Here is a 16,579-nt window from a genome sequence, read left to right on the forward strand (position 1 = left end):
CGCCGTGCGGAAACATTTTCTATCTCGTGTAGAATTTAGGGGCAGCACAAGCTGCCACTCCACCCTGCTGGCTCCCCGCCAAATGCCCCCGACGATTGGGATCGAATGACCTCCAACGCCGAGCCCGGACCTGCGTCCGGCAAAGGACATGTTGGTGCTTCCGGTCCCACCGCATCGCTGTGGCTGCACCTGCTGAAGATCAGCGCCGCTGCCGCGGCAATTGGCCTGGTCCTCTGCACTGCAACAGCGATGTTCCTCAACGGTGGTGCCGCCGCACTCTCAAGTACTTTGGGCGGTTTGCTGGTGATGCTGTTCTTTGGAATCAGCCTCCTGGTTGGCCACTTCGTCGGACGAAGCAATCCCTCCGGTGCCATCGGCGTCTTCGTGGCCACCTACTTCATCAAAGTCGTGGGCTTCGCCATTGTGATGTTCGTGCTGGGGGCGCCCCAATGGCTGCAAGGCCGCTGGTTCGTCGTCGGAGCCGTAGTGGCCGTCGTCCTGTGGCAGGCGGCCGAAATCTATGGTTTCAGCAAAGTCCGCCTTCAGATCTACAACGATCCAGAGGACAAAGGGGAGCCCCGTGCGTAACTCAAGGAAACGTGACGCTGCCGGCAACGGCAACCGTGCGCAGAACAGTTCTGCGGCCGGCGTCTCCAGCGAAAACACCGACGGCGGATACAACGCCGGGATGGCCGTCTTCAGCTACATCATTGGCGGAATCATCGTCTGGAGTTTGATAGGGTGGGGATTGGATTTTCTGTGGGGAACGCGCTGGATTGTGCTCGCAGGCGCTCTGCTTGGAGCCGTCGGAGGTTTTTACCTTTCCCACATGCATGGCCTCACCAGTTCCCGCAAAAACACTGGTGATCGTCCTGCTGCCAGCGGTCCGTCCCAGGACGGCGGCACGAATGCCAAATAATTTCACAGGGGGAACTTCAGGCCGCAAGGCCCCTGCTCCCCGCCCAACGCCCAATGATGGACACTGCAGAGAGGAAACGCGTTGATCGCGCTTGCGCTCCCGGCCCAAGATTCAGGAGAGTTTACACCTCCTGGTATTAACGAAATGCATTTGCCGGCAATCCTGCCGTGGGGTGCCGCAGAAGGATTCTCCAAGCAGATGCTGCTGGTCCTCCTCTCTGTCGTCTTTATCGCCGTCTTCTTCGTGCTGGCTGCACGCAAGCAGCAGCTGGTACCCGGCAAGCTCCAGTTCGCCGGCGAGGCCGCCTACGGCTTCGTCCGCAACGGCATCGCCAAAGACATCATCGGCGGCCGCGACTTTATCAAGTACGTGCCCCTGCTGTTCAGCCTGTTCTTCTTCATCCTGGTGAACAACATCTACGGCGCCATCCCGGTCATCCAGCTCCCCACGTTCTCGCACGTTGGTGGAGCATACGTCCTGGCCGGCATCGTCTACTTCACCTGGATCGCCATCGGCGTCAAGAAGAACGGCCTGCGCTACTTCAAGCTGGCCACCGTTCCGTCGGGTGTTCCCTGGTTCATCCTGCCGATCGTCATCCCCATCGAGATCATCTCCAACTTCGTCGTCCGGCCCGTGACGCACAGCCTCCGTCTGTTCGCCACCATGCTGGCCGGCCACCTCATCGTGATGATCGCCGGTTCCGGCATCGAATACCTGGTCATGCAGGAGAGCATCCTCCTGAAAGGCACCTCTGTCCTGGTGCTCGCCGGTGCGATCGCCATGTACATGCTTGAGGCCCTGATCATGGTCCTGCAGGCGTACGTCTTTACCCTGCTGACGGCGATCTACATCGAAGGCGCCCTGCACGCCGACAGCCACTAGGCGCCCTGCCGACAGGCACACACAAATCTTCCCCTCGCGGGGATGAAGCAACCCAAACAACCTGCCACATGGGTGGCATCTTGAAAGGAAGAAAAATGGAAGGCACAATCAACGGCTCCCTCAACCTCATCGGCTATGGTCTCTCGGCCATCGGCGGTGGTATCGGTGTGGGTCTCGTGTTCGCCGCTTACATCAACGGTGTGGCACGTCAGCCGGAGGCCCAGCGTGTGCTGCAGCCGATCGCATTCCTTGGTCTGGCACTGACCGAAGCCCTCGCCATCCTTGGTCTCGTCTTCGCTTTCGTCCTTTCCTAGTCCTGGCGCGAAGCGAACATTCAGAACCGAGTAGATAAGGACGGGTGAAATATGAATCAGCTGATCATCTCAGCCGCCACTGAAGGCGAAAAGGTTAACCCCCTCGTTCCCAACCTTTGGGAAATGGGAGTTGTCCTGGTTGGCTTCGCGATTCTCATGTTCATCGTGGTCAAGTTTGTTGTCCCGATGTTCGAGAAGACCTTTGCCGAGCGAGCCGAAGCCATCGAAGGTGGCATTGCCAAGGCTGAAAAGGCCCAGGCTGAGGCGTCTGCTGCACTCGAAGAGTACAAGCAGCAGCTGACCGACGCCCGCACCGAAGCAAACCGCATCCGTGAGGAAGCACGCGCCGAAGGTGCGCAGATCCTCGCGGACCTCAAGGAGAAGGCTGCTGCCGAGTCTGCCCGCATCACTGCGCAGGCACACGCACAGATCGAATCCGAGCGCCAGGCGGCCGTTGTGTCCCTGCGCTCCGAGGTTGGCACCCTGGCCACCACTCTTGCCGGCCGCATCGTGGGCGAATCGCTCAACGACGACGACCGCTCAGCACGGGTCGTGGACCGGTTCCTGGCAGATCTGGAGACCCAGAGCGCAGGTGCAGCTAAGTAATGGCAGGCGTATCGAGCGAATCGCTGGCAACAGCACTGGCCGCACTGGAAGTAAAGCTTCCCACCGCGTCGTTGCAGCTGGCTAAGGAACTCTTCGGAATTCTGGGAATGGTGGACAGCTCGGCTGGCTTGCGCCGCGCCCTGACTGACCCGTCCCGTAACGGTGACGAAAAGTCGGCGCTGGTCAGGCAGCTGGTTGGCGGAAAAGTCTCCGCTGATGCTGCAGAGGTCGCGGGCGGATTGGCCGGTTCACGCTGGGCATCTGCGCGGGACATCGGCGATGCACTCGAGACTCTTGCCGCAACGGTGGTCATTTCCGTTGCTGAAAACAAGTCGGCCGTTTCTGCCTCCGGCATCACTGGCCTGGAAGAACTGGAGAACGACCTGTTCTCCTTCAACCAGGCCGTGGCGTCCAGCCACGAGGTACAACGTGCTCTGTCCGAACCACAGGCCAGCGGGGCAGCCAAGGCTGCCCTTGCCGAAAAACTGGTGCCCGGTGTCAGTGAGGAAGCAAAAGTCCTCATTACCCAGGCAGTCACCCAGCCCCGCGGCATCAAGGCGACGCGCCTGGTGGAACGGTTCGCCGAGTTGGCGGCCAAGCGGCAGCAGCGCTGGATTGCAACGGTCAGCGTGACCCGTCCCCTGACGTCAACGCAGCTGTCCCGCCTCCAGGCGGGCCTGAACGCGCTGTACGGACGGGAACTGAAGGTCAACATCAACGTTGATCCGGCACTCATTGGCGGCATCCGCGTCCGGGTGGGTGACGAAGTGCTTGACGCTTCGGTCATCAGCCGCCTGGGCGAGCTGCAACGCCAGCTGGCCGGCTAGCCGGACAAGCACAACCAAACTGATAGAAACCCCGGTCACCTGACGGTGATCACAAAACAGGAGAGCAGGGACTGCAGATGGCCGAATTGACCATCAACGCCGACGACGTCCGTAATGCGCTGAACGAGTTCGCGGCGTCCTACGAACCCGGAAACGCAGAACGCGTAGAGGTCGGCCGCGTAACCACCGCTAGTGACGGCATCGCCCGTGTTGAGGGCCTTCCCTCGGTCATGGCGAACGAGCTGCTGCGCTTCGAGGACGGCACCCTGGGCCTCGCCCAGAACCTTGACGTCCGCGAAATCGGCGTCATCATCCTCGGCGACTTCACCGGTATCGAAGAAGGCCAGGAAGTCCACCGCACCGGACAGGTTCTGTCCGTGCCCGTGGGCGACGCCTTCCTCGGCCGCGTAGTCGACCCGTTGGGCGTGCCCATCGACGACCTCGGCGAGATCAAGGCTGAAGCCACCCGTGCCCTGGAGCTCCAGGCTCCCGGCGTGACGCAGCGCAAGTCGGTGCACGAGCCGATGCAGACCGGTCTCAAGGCCATCGACGCCATGATTCCGATCGGCCGCGGCCAGCGTCAGCTGATCATTGGTGACCGCCAGACCGGCAAGTCGGCCATTGCGATCGACACCATCATCAACCAGAAGGCCAACTGGGCTTCCGGCGATGTGACCAAGCAGGTCCGCTGCATCTACGTGGCGATCGGCCAGAAGGCATCCACCATTGCCGCTGTCCGCCAGACCCTCGAGGAAAACGGCGCGCTCGAGTACACCACCATCGTGGCGTCTCCCGCATCCGACCCCGCCGGCTTCAAATACCTGGCACCGTACGCCGGTTCCGCGATCGGCCAGCACTGGATGTACGGCGGCAAGCACGTCCTCATCGTGTTTGATGACCTGTCCAAGCAGGCTGAAGCCTACCGCGCTGTGTCCCTGCTGCTCCGCCGCCCGCCGGGACGCGAAGCCTACCCCGGTGACGTCTTCTACTTGCACTCCCGTCTCCTGGAGCGTTGTGCAAAGCTCTCCGACGAGCTCGGTGCCGGTTCCATGACGGGCCTGCCGCTGATCGAGACCAAGGCGAACGACGTGTCCGCCTACATCCCGACCAACGTCATCTCCATCACCGACGGCCAGATCTTCCTGCAGTCAGACCTCTTCAACGCCAACCAGCGTCCGGCAGTCGACGTGGGCGTTTCGGTGTCCCGCGTTGGCGGTGCAGCGCAGGTGAAGTCCATGAAGAAGGTCTCCGGCACCTTGAAGCTGGAACTCGCCCAGTACCGCGACATGCAGGCCTTCGCCATGTTTGCCTCGGACCTGGACGCCGCCTCACGCCAGCAGCTCACCCGTGGAGCCCGCCTGATGGAACTGCTCAAGCAGGGCCAGTACTCACCGTTCCCGGTTGAGGACCAGGTTGTCTCCATCTGGGCAGGCACCAACGGCCACCTGGATGACGTTCCGGTTGAGGATGTGAACCGGTTCGAAACCGAGTTCCTGGAGCACCTCAAGCACAAGTCCTCCATCCTCACCACGCTGGCGCAGACCAACGTGATGGACGATGACACCGCAGCAGCTCTGAAGTCCTCCATCATCGACTTCAAGAAGGGCTTCTTCGGCGAAGGCGACAACCACTTGGTGGGCGCAGGCCACGAGGCACATGACGCCATCTCCGAGGGTGAAGTCGACCAGGAAAAGATCGTCAAGCAGAAGCGCTAGTTCCGATGGCCGGGTGTGCCGGGCCCGCAGGGTCCGGCACACCCGGTTTACGGAATCTTAGGAAAGGATAAGTATGGGAGCCCAGATCCGGGTCTACCGCCAGAAGATCAGCTCGACCACGTCGATGCGCAAGATCTTCAAGGCGATGGAACTGATCGCTACCTCGCGCATCGGGAAGGCCCGTGCGCGCGTAGCAGCTTCACTGCCTTACGCGAACGCGATCACGCGCGCCGTTTCTGCTGTCGCCAGCCAAAGCGAAATCGACCACCCGCTGGTCACTGAGCCGGAGCAGATCCGCCGAGCCGCCGTCCTGGTTATTACCTCGGACCGCGGCCTGGCAGGTTCTTACTCGGCCAGCGTCCTCAAGCAGGCGGAAGGTCTCAACGAGCTGCTCCACGCCGAAGGCAAGGAAGTCAAGACCTACCTCGTGGGACGTAAGTCCCAGGCTTACTTCGACTTCCGGAACCGCGAATATGCGCGGGTCTGGACCGGAGGAACTGACGCACCCGAGTTCAGCACCGCGCGTGAAATCGGAGCCGCATTGCTGGCCGACTTTGCTGCGGACTTCGAAGAAGGCGGCGTGGACGAAATCCATGTTGTCTACACACGCTTCAAGTCCATGGTCACCCAGGAGCCCACGGTCATCCGCCTGCTGCCGCTTGAGGTAGTGGAAGAGGAAGCCGCCTCCGAGTCAGACCTGCTGCCGCTGTACGAGTTCGAGCCGGAGACCGAACAGGTCCTCGACGCGCTGCTGCCCCGCTACATCGAGTCACGCCTGTTCGCAGCAATGCTGCAGGCCGCCGCTTCCGAGCTGGCTGCCCGCCAGCGCGCGATGAAGTCGGCAGGGGACAACGCCACCGACCTGATCAAGAAGTACACGCGTCTGCGGAACACGGCCCGCCAGGCCGAGATCACGCAGGAGCTCTCCGAGATTGTTGCCGGCGCCGACGCTCTTGCGTCCTAGCCTGCACTGCCCCGGTCTCCGCGGAACCTGCACCACAACAGATAAACTTAACCCCACGCCATCTACTGAGTGAAGTGAGAGAGATGACTGCCACTGCTACCGAACACGTAGCCGCAACGTCCGGTGCCACCGGCCGTATTGCGCGCGTAATCGGCCCGGTTGTCGACGTCGAATTCCCGGCTGACGCAATCCCGTCGATCTATAACGCCCTCACCACCGAGATTACTCTCAACGGTGAGACCAAGACCATCACGTTCGAGACCTCCCAGCACCTGGGTGACAACCTCGTCCGCGCCATCTCCCTGCAGGCTACTGACGGACTGGTCCGCGGCACCTCAGTGGTGGACTCCGGTGCCCCCATCTCCGTCCCCGTTGGCGACGGCGTCAAGGGCCACATCTTCAACGTGCTGGGCCAGCCCCTGGACGTTACCGAGTCGGAGCTGGATATCAGCGAACGCTGGCCGATCCACCGCAAGGCGCCTGCCTTCGCTTCGCTCGAAGGTTCCACCGAGATGCTGGAAACCGGCATCAAGGTCATCGACCTTCTCACCCCGTACATCAAGGGTGGCAAGATCGGCCTGTTCGGCGGCGCCGGCGTGGGCAAGACCGTTCTGATCCAGGAAATGATCACCCGTGTTGCCCGCAACTTCGGTGGTACTTCGGTATTCGCCGGTGTTGGCGAGCGTACCCGTGAGGGTAACGACCTCTGGGTAGAAATGGAAGAGGCAGGCGTCCTCAAGGACACCGCCCTTGTATTCGGCCAGATGGATGAGCCGCCGGGAACGCGCCTTCGCGTTGCACTGTCCGCACTGACCATGGCGGAGTACTTCCGCGATGTCCAGAACCAGGACGTGCTGCTGTTCATCGACAACATCTTCCGCTTCACGCAGGCAGGTTCCGAGGTTTCCACCCTGCTCGGCCGCATGCCGTCCGCCGTGGGCTACCAGCCCAACCTGGCCGACGAAATGGGTCTCCTGCAGGAACGCATTACCTCCACCAAGGGCCACTCCATCACCTCGATGCAGGCCATCTACGTTCCTGCAGATGACTACACCGACCCGGCCCCGGCCACCACGTTCGCGCACCTGGACGCCACCACGGAACTTTCCCGTGAAATCGCCTCCCGTGGCCTGTACCCGGCCGTGGATCCGCTGACCTCCACGTCGCGAATCCTGGACCCGCAGTACATCGGCAAGGATCACTACAACACGGCTGTCCGCGTGAAGCAGATCCTGCAGAAGAACAAGGAACTCCAGGACATCATCGCCATCCTCGGCGTTGACGAACTCTCCGAAGAGGACAAGATCGTCGTGTCGCGTGCACGCCGTATCCAGCAGTTCCTCTCGCAGAACACCTACACCGCCAAGCAGTTCACCGGCGTCGAAGGCTCCACGGTTTCCATCAAGGACACCGTCGAAGGCTTCACCGCCATCTGCGACGGCGAGCTCGACCACATTGCGGAGCAGGCGTTCTTCAACGTCGGCGGCCTCGATGACGTTGAGCGCCAGTGGGCCAAGATCCAGGAACAGACCAAGTAATATGGCTGAGCTTGAGGTTGAGATTGTCGCAGCGGACCACTTCGTGTGGTCCGGAGCGGCCACGATGGTCAAGGCCCGCACCAGCGATGGTGAGATCGGAATCCTGCCCGGCCACTCGCCCCTGCTGGCGATCCTGGCCGAAGGTGAACTCGCGATCCAGCCGGTGTCCGGGGACCGTATTTCGGTCGATGTTGACGGCGGGTTCTTCTCCGTCGACAACAACCGGGTAGTCATCGTTGCTGACAACGCCCAGCTTGGCGGCTCGGCTACCGCTGGGATCCGCTAGCACGACCTTGATGGACGCACCGGGTATTTCGTTCATCGCACTGGCAATCGCCTTTGGATTGCTGATTTTTGCACTGTGCCTTTCGGGGGTGCGCCGCTTTAACCTGCGGCGTGCCCTCGGCACGGTGGACGCCTCCATTTGCATGGCTGGAAACAGCTGGCAGATGGGGGTTTGTCGTTATCAGGACAACGATCTTGAGTGGTTCCGGCTGCTTTCGCTCAGTGTCCGCCCCAAACACAAGTTCAAGCGGCATTCCCTTGAACTCCTTGGCCGCCGCCAGCCCACCGAAGCCGAAGCCGTCAAGGTACAGCCCGACGTCGTCATCGTGGAACTGCGCTACGAGGGCCAGGACCTGCGGCTCGCCATGAAGTTCGATGCCTACACAGGATTGTCGTCGTGGCTGGAAGCCGGGCCGGTCATCGGCATCGGCACCTGGCGTTAGACGCGTGGACTGGATCTTTGATGTCCGGCTGACCGACGGCCCCCTCTACTGGGCCTCGCTGATCCTGGGCCTCGCCGGCGCCGCGTTCCTCCTCATGCCACCGCCGCCCCACGGACCGCTGCGCTGGCTCTGCCGGGTCATTGCGGCCGTTGCCGTGGCCTTTGCGCTGGTGGCAACCGTCCACTGGGCGCTGATTAACCTCTATTCCGTTTTCCCGGAGAACATCCCGGACCCGGTCCTTTTGTGGCTGGTGCCCGCTGTGGCTGCGGTACTGCTCTGGCTGTTCCTCTTGCCCCGGAACTCCTGGCGCCGCCGTGGCGGTGGCCTGGCGGCCGCACTGCTGGTGATCGCACTGTCCAGCGTGCAAATCAACGCCTACTTCGGCCTCAACCGTACGGTGAGCGACCTGATGGGGACCGCCCTTGCGCGCATTCCTGCCCTGGAACAGAACCTCGTTCGGCCGGCGGGAGCGCCCGACGGCGGGGCGCTGCAGGGCTGGCGTCCGCAAGGGGACATCCCGGACGGGGGAGTCCTGCGGAAGGCCGCCATTCCAGGCACCATCTCCGGCATGGATACCCGGGACGCCTTCATCTACCTTCCTCCGGCCTACTTTGCACAGAACCGTCCGGCGTTGCCCGTATTGGTCCTCATTGCCGGCCAGCCCGGCGGTCCGGCCGACTGGCTGACCGGCGGAGCCCTCCGCGGCCACATGGACTCCTTTGCAGCCGCGCATGGCGGCGTGGCTCCCGTGGTGGTGGTCCCCGATGCCAACGGGTCGCAGAACGCCAACACCATGTGCATGGACAGCCAGATTGCCCACGCTGATACTTACCTGTCGCAGGATGTGCCGCGGTGGATCAGCTCCACCCTTGCCGTGGACACGGACCATGCGTACTGGGCCGTAGGGGGATTCTCCTTCGGCGGCACGTGCGCCATCCAGCTGGGAACCCGCCATCCCGACCTGTTCCCCGAGGTCCTCGCGTTCTCGGCAGAAGCAGAGCCTGCCATCGCCAAGGAACGCCAGAAGACCGTCGACGCCGCCTTCCCGGGCGACCCCGAGGCGTTCCTGCGGCAGACGCCGCTGGCTATTATGGCGGACAAGCGCTTTGACGGCCACGGCCTGTACCTGACGGCCGGGCAGAACGATACTGAATTTGTGGGCTACCTCAGGACCCTGGCGGCCGCTGCCCAGGATGCCGGATTCACCGTGCGCGCCTACGAGGTGGAGCACACCGGGCACTCGTGGGACACGTCGTCCCGGCGGTTTGGCGATGCCCTGCAGTTCCTCGCAGACCAGTGGAGGGCCGGCGGATGACCGGCGGACAGGACACCCGGACCATGGCGTTGGCCTGGGACACCGTGGTCCGGCCAACGCTGGGCAGGGCCGCGGCGGGGCTGAAGGCCATGCCGTTCACGCTTGCGGTTCTTGCCCTGTTTGTGGGGACCGGCGCGGCTACTGACAGCTTCCTGGCCGGTCCGTCCGAGCAGCTGCTGGATGTTGCCGGCGTCAGCGGTCCCGGACTGCGTGAGGGCCGTTGGTGGTCGCTGTTCACCAGCCTCTTCTTCGCCACCAACCCCACTGCCTATGTGGTGGCCGGACTGATGATCATTGTGCTGCTGGGCCTGGCCGAACGGAAACTCGGATTCCGGGCTGCCGCTGCACTGTTCCTGGGGGGCCAGTTCGCGGCCGTCACGCTGTTCCTCCTGGTGACCCAGCTCGCGGCCTATGTGGGGGACGGTTGGCTCGACACCATGACCGACGTCATCCTGATCGGCCCCTACGCTCCGGTGCTCGCCGCAGGCATGGCAGGCAGCGCCCGGCTGCCGGTGCTCTGGCAGCGGCGCCTGCGGACGACGGCCCTCTCGATCTCGCTCCTGCTCGTCCTGTACGTGGGACATGCCGAGACGGTGATCGGCCTCCTTGGCGCGCTGCTGGGACTCCTGGTGGGCTGGTGGATCCAAGGCGACGAAGGCAGGCTCCACCGCCACCGCTCCACGGGACGGGAGGCCCGTAACCTGCTGGCCCTGATGGTGGCAGTGTTCGCCGTCGGGCCCATCCTTACCGGGATCACCCGGGCACCCACCGGGCCGCTGGCGCTGCTCCGGGACGTTGTCCTGAATCCGCTGCCCACGCTGGGCCAATTGGCGTTCAACTGCGGTGCCACCGTGGAAGCGTCCTGCCTTGAAGCGGGCAGGGCAGGTTTCGCCGGTCCGTTCGGCTTGGCCCTGGCAGTGGTCCCGGTGGTCCTGCTGCTGATCTGCGCCGACGGGATGCGCCGGGGACGCAGGATGGCCCTGAACATTGCCCTGGCGATCCAGCTGGCTGTGACAGCCCTTGCCGCCGTGTACCTTGCACTGTTCGCCCTGGTTCCCTCCAGGCCGCAGGGCCCGCACGCGGCGCCCATGGGCTCCGCCTTTGCCCATGTGCTTCCTCTGGTGGTGGTTCCACTGCTGCTGTCCGTCATCCTTTGGCTGAACCGGAGGCAGTTCCGGGTGCAGACCCTGCCCACCGCCCGGCGCACGCTTGCCGTGCTGGTGGGCGGCTCCTGGGGGGTGCTGGCTGCCGCCTATGCCACCGCATGGTTCGCCTCTGGCGGGATGTCCCGCGACGGCGGTGTGCTGGGTCTGTTTGCCGAGCTGGCACGGCAGTATGTACCGGTGCCGATTCCGCAGCATTTCCACCGGGTCTTCGCAGACCGGAACACTGTTGAGGCTGTCCTCTTCGCCTATTCCGGGCCCGTGTTCTGGCTCATTGCGCTGGCAGCTGTGTGGTGGGCGCTGCTGGGCGGAAACCACGGGCACGACTCCGGCCGGCAGGACCGGGCACGTGCGCGGACGCTGCTCCACCAGGGCGGCGGCCCGCTGTCCTGGATGGCTCTCTGGGAACCGAACACGTATTGGTTCAGCCCGGACGGCCAGGGCGCCATGGCCTACCAGCAGCACGGCAGCGTGGCCCTCACCCTCGGGTGTGCCATCGGCCCTGCCGGATCCCAGCTGGCCGTCACGGAGGGGTTCCTCGGCCATTGCCGGCGCGAGGCGCTGATTCCGGCACTGTATTCCTGCGACGACTCGGTGTGGCCGGCCCTGCGTGAGCGCGGTTTCTCCCGGGTATCGGTGGCCCAGGAAACCCGGCTGGCCATCCGGGAGCTGGAATTCAAGGGCAAGGAGTGGCAGAACGTCCGGACAGCGCTGAACCGGGCGGCCAAGCTGGGGGTGCATGCCGTCTGGGGTCCGTACAGCGGGCTGCCTGCTGCCTTGCGCACCCGGTTGAACGAAGTGTCCGAGGAATGGGCCGCCGGAAAGTCCGTTCCGGAAATGGGGTTCACCCTTGGCAGCGTGGACGAGCTCGACGACGATGAGGTGCTGTGCTGTCTCGCCGTTGACGGTGAGGGCAGGGTCCACGGGTTCACCAGTTGGCTTCCCGTGTACGACGACGGCCGCCTTGTCAGCCGGACGCTGGACGTGATGCGCAGGGGCGCCGGGGGTTTCCCCGGCGTGATGGAATTCCTGATCGCCTCCGCTGTCCTGGAACTGCGGGATTCCGTGGAGGTGATTTCGCTGTCCGGTTCACCGCTGGCGAATGACGGGGGAGCCGAGGACACCGCCCAGGGGGGAGCCAAGAACCTGGTCCGCATCCTGGACCTGGTGGGCCACGCGCTGGAACCCGTCTATGGCTTCCGGTCATTGGCCGCCTTCAAGTCCCGGTTCAAACCCGAGTACCGGGCGTTGTACCTCTACTATCAGGACCCTCTTCAGCTGCCGGCGATCGGCCGCGCGCTCACCCGGGCCTACCTGCCTGGGCTGTCCTTGCCCCAGGGCGCGAGGCTGGTCCGGAATTTAGTCTGATAAAGGATGCCGATCGCCGCCGGATACCGCCCGGGCCCGGGCCGCATAAAGCAAAGGCTAAGGCTGGCCGGACAATGCGGCAGGCAAAAGAAATGGTCCCCGGCAATTGTGCCGGGGACCATTCTTGCTAATCAGGCTTAGCAGTCTGTCCGAAGACTAGACGAGCGTAACGCCGGTGGCCTGCGGGCCCTTGGCGCCCTGACCGATTTCGAACTGAACACGCTGGTTCTCGTCGAGGGTCTTGAAGCCGCCGGTCTGGATCTCGGAGTAGTGGACGAAGACGTCGCCGTCGGAGTCGTCCGGGGTAATGAAGCCGAAGCCCTTTTCAGCGTTGAACCACTTCACAGTTCCCTGTGCCATTTATTTCTCCTCATTGTGGAACTTTCTTAAGATCGGCACACTTCGTACCGGCCTTGGTCACTCCGCGAGAAGAATCCTGAATAGCCGTCCGGGAAAGGAACTGGCCCTGCAGGAGCTTCGCGCTCGCAACATGTCTTGCGAGCATGAATAACACCTACACAAAGACTGAGTTAAGAATTTCACGCCCGTTCCCGCAGGTCAACGCTTCGGCGGCGGAATCGGACAAATTTTAGGTAAAAACCGGGGTGGATGCCTTGTCAGGACACAATTGGCCAATGCCTGAAAGTCAGGCGGCGTCAGAAGAGCCGTGATTCACTGTCGTCGACACCGCGCATTGCGTCGTAATCAAGGGTGACGCAATCAATCCCGCGGTCGTTGGCGAGGACCTTGGCCTGCGGCTTGATCTGCTGGGCGGCGAAAATGCCGCGCACCGGTGCCAGCAGGGGATCGCGGTTCAACAGTTCGAGGTAGCGGGTGAGTTGCTCCACGCCATCGATGTCCCCCCGCCGCTTGAGTTCGATGGCCACGGTTGCGCCGTCGCCGTCCCGGGCCAGGATGTCCACCGGACCGATGGCCGTGAAGTATTCGCGCCGGATCAGCGAATAGCCTGTTCCCAGCGTTTCAATCTGATCGGCGAGGAGCCGCTGGAGGTCCGCTTCCACGCCGTCCTTGATCAGGCCCGGGTCCACGCCGAGGTCGTGCGAGGTTTCGCTGAGCTTTTCGTGGATATTGATGATCAGCCGGTCATCCGTCTTGGCGGACTGGACCGTCCACTGCTCCGCGACTCCCAACTCCAGGTCAACATCCTCCGGTGACGAAACACGGAGTGTGGCCGGCGGACTCATCCAGTTCAGGGGCTTGTACGAGCCACCGTCTGAATGCACAAGGACAGAGCCGTCAGCCTTGACCAGCAGGAGCCTGGTGGCGAGGGGGAGATGGGCTTTGAGCCGGCCAACATAATCAACGGAGCATCGGGCAATCACAAGTCGCACGCCGTACACACTACCGGGTGCGCGAGCGGGGTGAACGACGGCGACGCCGGCGGCAGTGCATCCACCCGCCGCGGGGACGCTGCAGTGGCGGCCGCTCCCGCTGGGGCAGAATGGATGCATGCCGCGCTCCAACCGTCCCCGCCGTCCCGTGTCCGGGAAGCCTGCGGCCACCGGGCGGGGAACTGGAAAAAAGGGGAACGGCGACGTTCCCGAGCTGGACCTTGAACGGGCCCGGGCAGGCATTGCCCGCCGGGAAAGTGCGCCGGACGGGGAATGGATGGTCCGCAGCATGACAGCGCGTAACGCGGCGAAGACCTACATCTGCCCCGAATGTTCCACCGCCGTGCTGCCCGGGGTGGCACACCTGGTGGTCTGGAAGGACGATCACCTGTTCGGTGCCGCCGCCGGCCTCGCTGAACGGCGCCACTGGCACACGAACTGCTGGAATTCACGCAGCTACAGGTACCGCTGACGCGGCCCTGAACAGCCGGCGCGGGGGAGCCCGGGCCGTGGAGACCGCCCGCTGTCGCTAAGCTGGCAGGCATGACTTTTGATCCGGCGTCGTACGAATTCAGCCAGGCCGCTGGCCCCGTTCCCATCCGTGCCTCCACGGTCCTGCCGGCCAGGCGCGAGAACGTCGAGCTGCGGACAGCGGACGGTCACACTCTGGTGGGCGAGCTCGCCCTGCCAGAATCCGGCGAGGTCCGGGCCACGCTGATCACGCTGCACCCGCTTCCAACGCACGGCGGCTTCATGGACTCGCACGTTTACCGCAAGGCGTCCTACCGGCTGCCGGCGCTGGCCGGCATCGCTGTGCTGCGTTTCAACACGCGCGGCACCGGCTCCCCCCGGGGCACCAGCACGGGTGCGTTCGAGGAAGGCGTCGGGGAACGCCACGACGTGGAGGCGGCCGTCCGTTTCGCCGTCGAACGCGGCCTGCCCAACCGGTGGCTGGTGGGCTGGTCCTTCGGAACGGAACTGGCCCTGATGTACGGTGCCACCGAACCTGTGGCCTCGCAGGTGGAGGGTGCTGTCCTGCTGTCCCCGCCGCTGCACCGTGCCACCGACAAGCACCTGCAGCTGTGGGCGGAGTCGGGCAAACCGCTGACGGTCCTGGTGCCGGAGCACGATGACTTCCTCCAGCCAGCCGAAGCGGCAGCCCGCTTCAGCCTGGTTCCCCAAGCGCGCGTGCTGGGCGTGGACGGCGCAAAGCATCTGTGGGTGGGCGAGAAGTACGCCGCACGGGTCCTGAACGAGATTGTGGGGCGGGTGTCCGCAACGGGCGGGAACGCCGCTGCGCTGCCCACGGAGTGGGACGGGCCCACGGCGACTGCCGCCTCCTGAGACGTCCCCGGAGCGGGATCCCCATGGTGTGGGGCTAGTGCTGGTCCTGCCGGACGATGTAGATCTCCTTGATCAGCAACAGGATGGCAGCCGCGGTGGGAATCGCGATGAGGGCGCCCAGGACCCCCAGCAGGCTGCCGCCGGCGATCACTGAAATCACGGCGACCGCGCCGGGCACGGCCACAGCCTTCTGCATGATGCGCGGTGAGATGAAGTAGGCCTCGAACTGGAGGTAGGCAAAGTAGCAAATGGCGTAGATAACGGCCGTCTGCCAGCCCACCGTCAGGGCGATGAGGACCACGACCACCCCGGCGATCATGGCACCCACCAATGGGATGAAGGCAAGCAATGCCACCACGAACGCGAGCAGCAGTGCGAACGGGATGCCCACGATCGACATCACGATGAACGCGAAGGTGGCATTGAGCAGGGCAACGCAGGCCTGGCCAATCACGTAGTTGCCCACTGACTTGGTGATGGCATCCGACAACGCCTCCACACGGTGCCGGCGGGAACGCGGGGCCAGCCGGTATCCCCATTTCTTCATCGCCGGCAGGGCGGCGAGGAAGTAGAGGCTGAGCACCAGGACAATCAAAGCGCCGAACAGGCCGTTGGCCACCGTGGAACCGAATCCCACGACGCCGCCGGCGATTCCGCCCATGGCGTTGGGATCGTTGACGAACTTGTTCAGCTCATCGGCGATGCGGTCCCGGACGCCGAACTGGTCGTCCAGGGTGCGGAACAGGTCCGAGTTCATGAAGTCCCGGACCCACGTGGGCGCCTGCTGCACTATCTCGGTGACCTGCTGGACGATCGTAGGGATCAGCGTCGCGAAGAAGCCAACGACGGCGAGAATAAGCACGGCGACTGACATCAGGATTCCGGCCGGCCGGGGAATCTTGCGGTTCTCGAGCCACTTCACCACGGGCTCCAGGCCCAGCGCGATGAACAGTGCCGCAACGATCCACAGGAGCAACTGGGTGGTGTGGGAACCGATCCAGTAGACCAGCAGCGCCGCACCAACGCCGACGGTCCCCATGAAGCCCATGTAGAGCGGATGCTGCGGGGACATCCGTGGCCCGGGCGCGCCGTACTGGGGACGCGCTACCCCGTCCGGGTCCTCGGTGGTTTGGTCCTGCTGGGAGTACTCCGGGGGCATTTCGAACCGGAGCCGGGGCTGCGCGCCGGGAAGCGGTTGGCGGAGGCGGGCGAGGAAGCCCAGCGCTGCTGCGGCGGCACCTTTCCGGCGGGCAGTTCCGGAACCCTGGGGGACCGTGGGCGACGGCCCAACGTCCCTTGGATCGCCTGCTGCCTGGGAGGACTCGTCCGTCTTGTCAGTCACTGGTTTTTGGCGCCTGTTCCGTGCATGGCACCGCCTTGGCGGGCCGGTGTGATGATCATCGCAAACACTATCAGCAGGCTTGTCAACACCTGCGGAGGAGCACCGCAGCGAGGCTTAACGCGGGATGCCGGAAAGCGGTGAAGCGGGCCTGAACTGGGGCTCGTGGTAACAAAATGGTTACTATTGAAGCTAAACCCCGCTG

The 16,579-nt window shown here is 63.8% G+C and carries 18 protein-coding genes; 15 read left to right on the top strand and 3 right to left on the bottom strand.

The annotated features are described in order from the left end of the window. Positions 1–105 precede the first annotated feature (105 nt). The 13 genes from ACFV4R_RS01460 (at position 106) to ACFV4R_RS01520 (ending at position 12,339) form a co-directional block, all read left to right on the top strand. The gene (locus tag ACFV4R_RS01460; protein WP_377202272.1) at positions 106–588 is read left to right on the top strand and encodes a hypothetical protein; all 483 of its coding nucleotides are present in this window, start codon (positions 106–108) and stop codon (positions 586–588) included. Beyond that, positions 581–919: a hypothetical protein gene (locus ACFV4R_RS01465; RefSeq protein ID WP_377202271.1), complete on the top strand. Its 339-nt coding sequence runs from the start codon at positions 581–583 to the stop codon at positions 917–919. Before ACFV4R_RS01460 ends, ACFV4R_RS01465 begins: the two co-directional genes overlap by 8 nt. Before the next feature lie 81 nt (positions 920–1,000). Continuing rightward, positions 1,001–1,801, top strand: a complete 801-nt coding sequence (gene atpB / locus ACFV4R_RS01470) for a F0F1 ATP synthase subunit A (RefSeq protein ID WP_056085165.1) — start codon at positions 1,001–1,003, stop codon at positions 1,799–1,801. A 95-nt stretch (positions 1,802–1,896) separates the two neighbouring features. After that, positions 1,897–2,115, top strand: a complete 219-nt coding sequence (atpE, locus tag ACFV4R_RS01475) for an ATP synthase F0 subunit C (protein ID WP_011775261.1) — start codon at positions 1,897–1,899, stop codon at positions 2,113–2,115. A gap of 51 nt (positions 2,116–2,166) precedes the next feature. After that, the gene (locus tag ACFV4R_RS01480; RefSeq protein ID WP_015937520.1) at positions 2,167–2,721 is read left to right on the top strand and encodes a F0F1 ATP synthase subunit B; all 555 of its coding nucleotides are present in this window, start codon (positions 2,167–2,169) and stop codon (positions 2,719–2,721) included. After that, positions 2,721–3,548 carry a F0F1 ATP synthase subunit delta gene (locus ACFV4R_RS01485; protein WP_377202270.1) on the top strand — a complete coding sequence of 276 codons (828 nt, stop codon included), beginning with the start codon at positions 2,721–2,723 and terminating at the stop codon, positions 3,546–3,548. Before ACFV4R_RS01480 ends, ACFV4R_RS01485 begins: the two co-directional genes overlap by 1 nt. Positions 3,549–3,625: 77 nt before the next feature. Beyond that, positions 3,626–5,263 carry a F0F1 ATP synthase subunit alpha gene (atpA, locus tag ACFV4R_RS01490; RefSeq protein WP_377202269.1) on the top strand — a complete coding sequence of 546 codons (1,638 nt, stop codon included), beginning with the start codon at positions 3,626–3,628 and terminating at the stop codon, positions 5,261–5,263. 73 nt (positions 5,264–5,336) lie between these two features. After that, on the top strand, positions 5,337–6,227 hold the full coding sequence (locus ACFV4R_RS01495; RefSeq protein ID WP_377202268.1) for a F0F1 ATP synthase subunit gamma: 891 nt from the start codon (positions 5,337–5,339) through the stop codon (positions 6,225–6,227). An 83-nt stretch (positions 6,228–6,310) separates the two neighbouring features. Next, a complete protein-coding gene (atpD, locus tag ACFV4R_RS01500) occupies positions 6,311–7,765 on the top strand; it encodes a F0F1 ATP synthase subunit beta (protein WP_015937516.1) in 1,455 nt (484 codons plus the stop codon). 1 nt (position 7,766) lies between these two features. After that, positions 7,767–8,051 carry a F0F1 ATP synthase subunit epsilon gene (locus ACFV4R_RS01505; RefSeq protein ID WP_091721140.1) on the top strand — a complete coding sequence of 95 codons (285 nt, stop codon included), beginning with the start codon at positions 7,767–7,769 and terminating at the stop codon, positions 8,049–8,051. Between the two features lie 10 nt (positions 8,052–8,061). Next, complete coding sequence (locus tag ACFV4R_RS01510) at positions 8,062–8,493, top strand: DUF2550 domain-containing protein (protein WP_377202267.1); 432 nt, start codon at positions 8,062–8,064, stop codon at positions 8,491–8,493. Positions 8,494–8,497: 4 nt separating this feature from the next. Next, the gene (locus tag ACFV4R_RS01515; RefSeq protein ID WP_377202266.1) at positions 8,498–9,808 is read left to right on the top strand and encodes an alpha/beta hydrolase; all 1,311 of its coding nucleotides are present in this window, start codon (positions 8,498–8,500) and stop codon (positions 9,806–9,808) included. Continuing rightward, on the top strand, positions 9,805–12,339 hold the full coding sequence (locus ACFV4R_RS01520; protein ID WP_377202265.1) for a bifunctional lysylphosphatidylglycerol flippase/synthetase MprF: 2,535 nt from the start codon (positions 9,805–9,807) through the stop codon (positions 12,337–12,339). The genes ACFV4R_RS01515 and ACFV4R_RS01520 overlap by 4 nt, the downstream gene beginning before the upstream one ends. Before the next feature lie 156 nt (positions 12,340–12,495). Here ACFV4R_RS01520 and ACFV4R_RS01525 read toward each other — a convergent pair whose 3' ends face one another. Both ACFV4R_RS01525 and nucS read right to left on the bottom strand, forming a co-directional pair. Continuing rightward, positions 12,496–12,699, bottom strand: a complete 204-nt coding sequence (locus ACFV4R_RS01525) for a cold-shock protein (RefSeq protein ID WP_011692441.1) — start codon at positions 12,697–12,699, stop codon at positions 12,496–12,498. Between the two features lie 296 nt (positions 12,700–12,995). Next, positions 12,996–13,691 (bottom strand): endonuclease NucS, encoded by a 696-nt coding sequence (gene nucS / locus ACFV4R_RS01530; protein WP_015937511.1) that lies wholly within the window; start codon positions 13,689–13,691, stop codon positions 12,996–12,998. A gap of 118 nt (positions 13,692–13,809) precedes the next feature. Between nucS and ACFV4R_RS01535 the strand changes: the two genes are divergently transcribed. Then, a complete protein-coding gene (locus tag ACFV4R_RS01535; RefSeq protein WP_015937510.1) occupies positions 13,810–14,163 on the top strand; it encodes a hypothetical protein in 354 nt (117 codons plus the stop codon). Between the two features lie 71 nt (positions 14,164–14,234). Then, a complete protein-coding gene (locus ACFV4R_RS01540) occupies positions 14,235–15,035 on the top strand; it encodes an alpha/beta hydrolase (protein ID WP_377202264.1) in 801 nt (266 codons plus the stop codon). 34 nt (positions 15,036–15,069) lie between these two features. Here ACFV4R_RS01540 and ACFV4R_RS01545 read toward each other — a convergent pair whose 3' ends face one another. Then, positions 15,070–16,377 carry an AI-2E family transporter gene (locus ACFV4R_RS01545; RefSeq protein WP_377202263.1) on the bottom strand — a complete coding sequence of 436 codons (1,308 nt, stop codon included), beginning with the start codon at positions 16,375–16,377 and terminating at the stop codon, positions 15,070–15,072. Between the last annotated feature and the right edge of the window lie 202 nt (positions 16,378–16,579).

Source organism: Pseudarthrobacter sp. NPDC059871 (assembly GCF_042731175.1).
GTDB lineage: Bacteria > Actinomycetota > Actinomycetes > Actinomycetales > Micrococcaceae > Arthrobacter.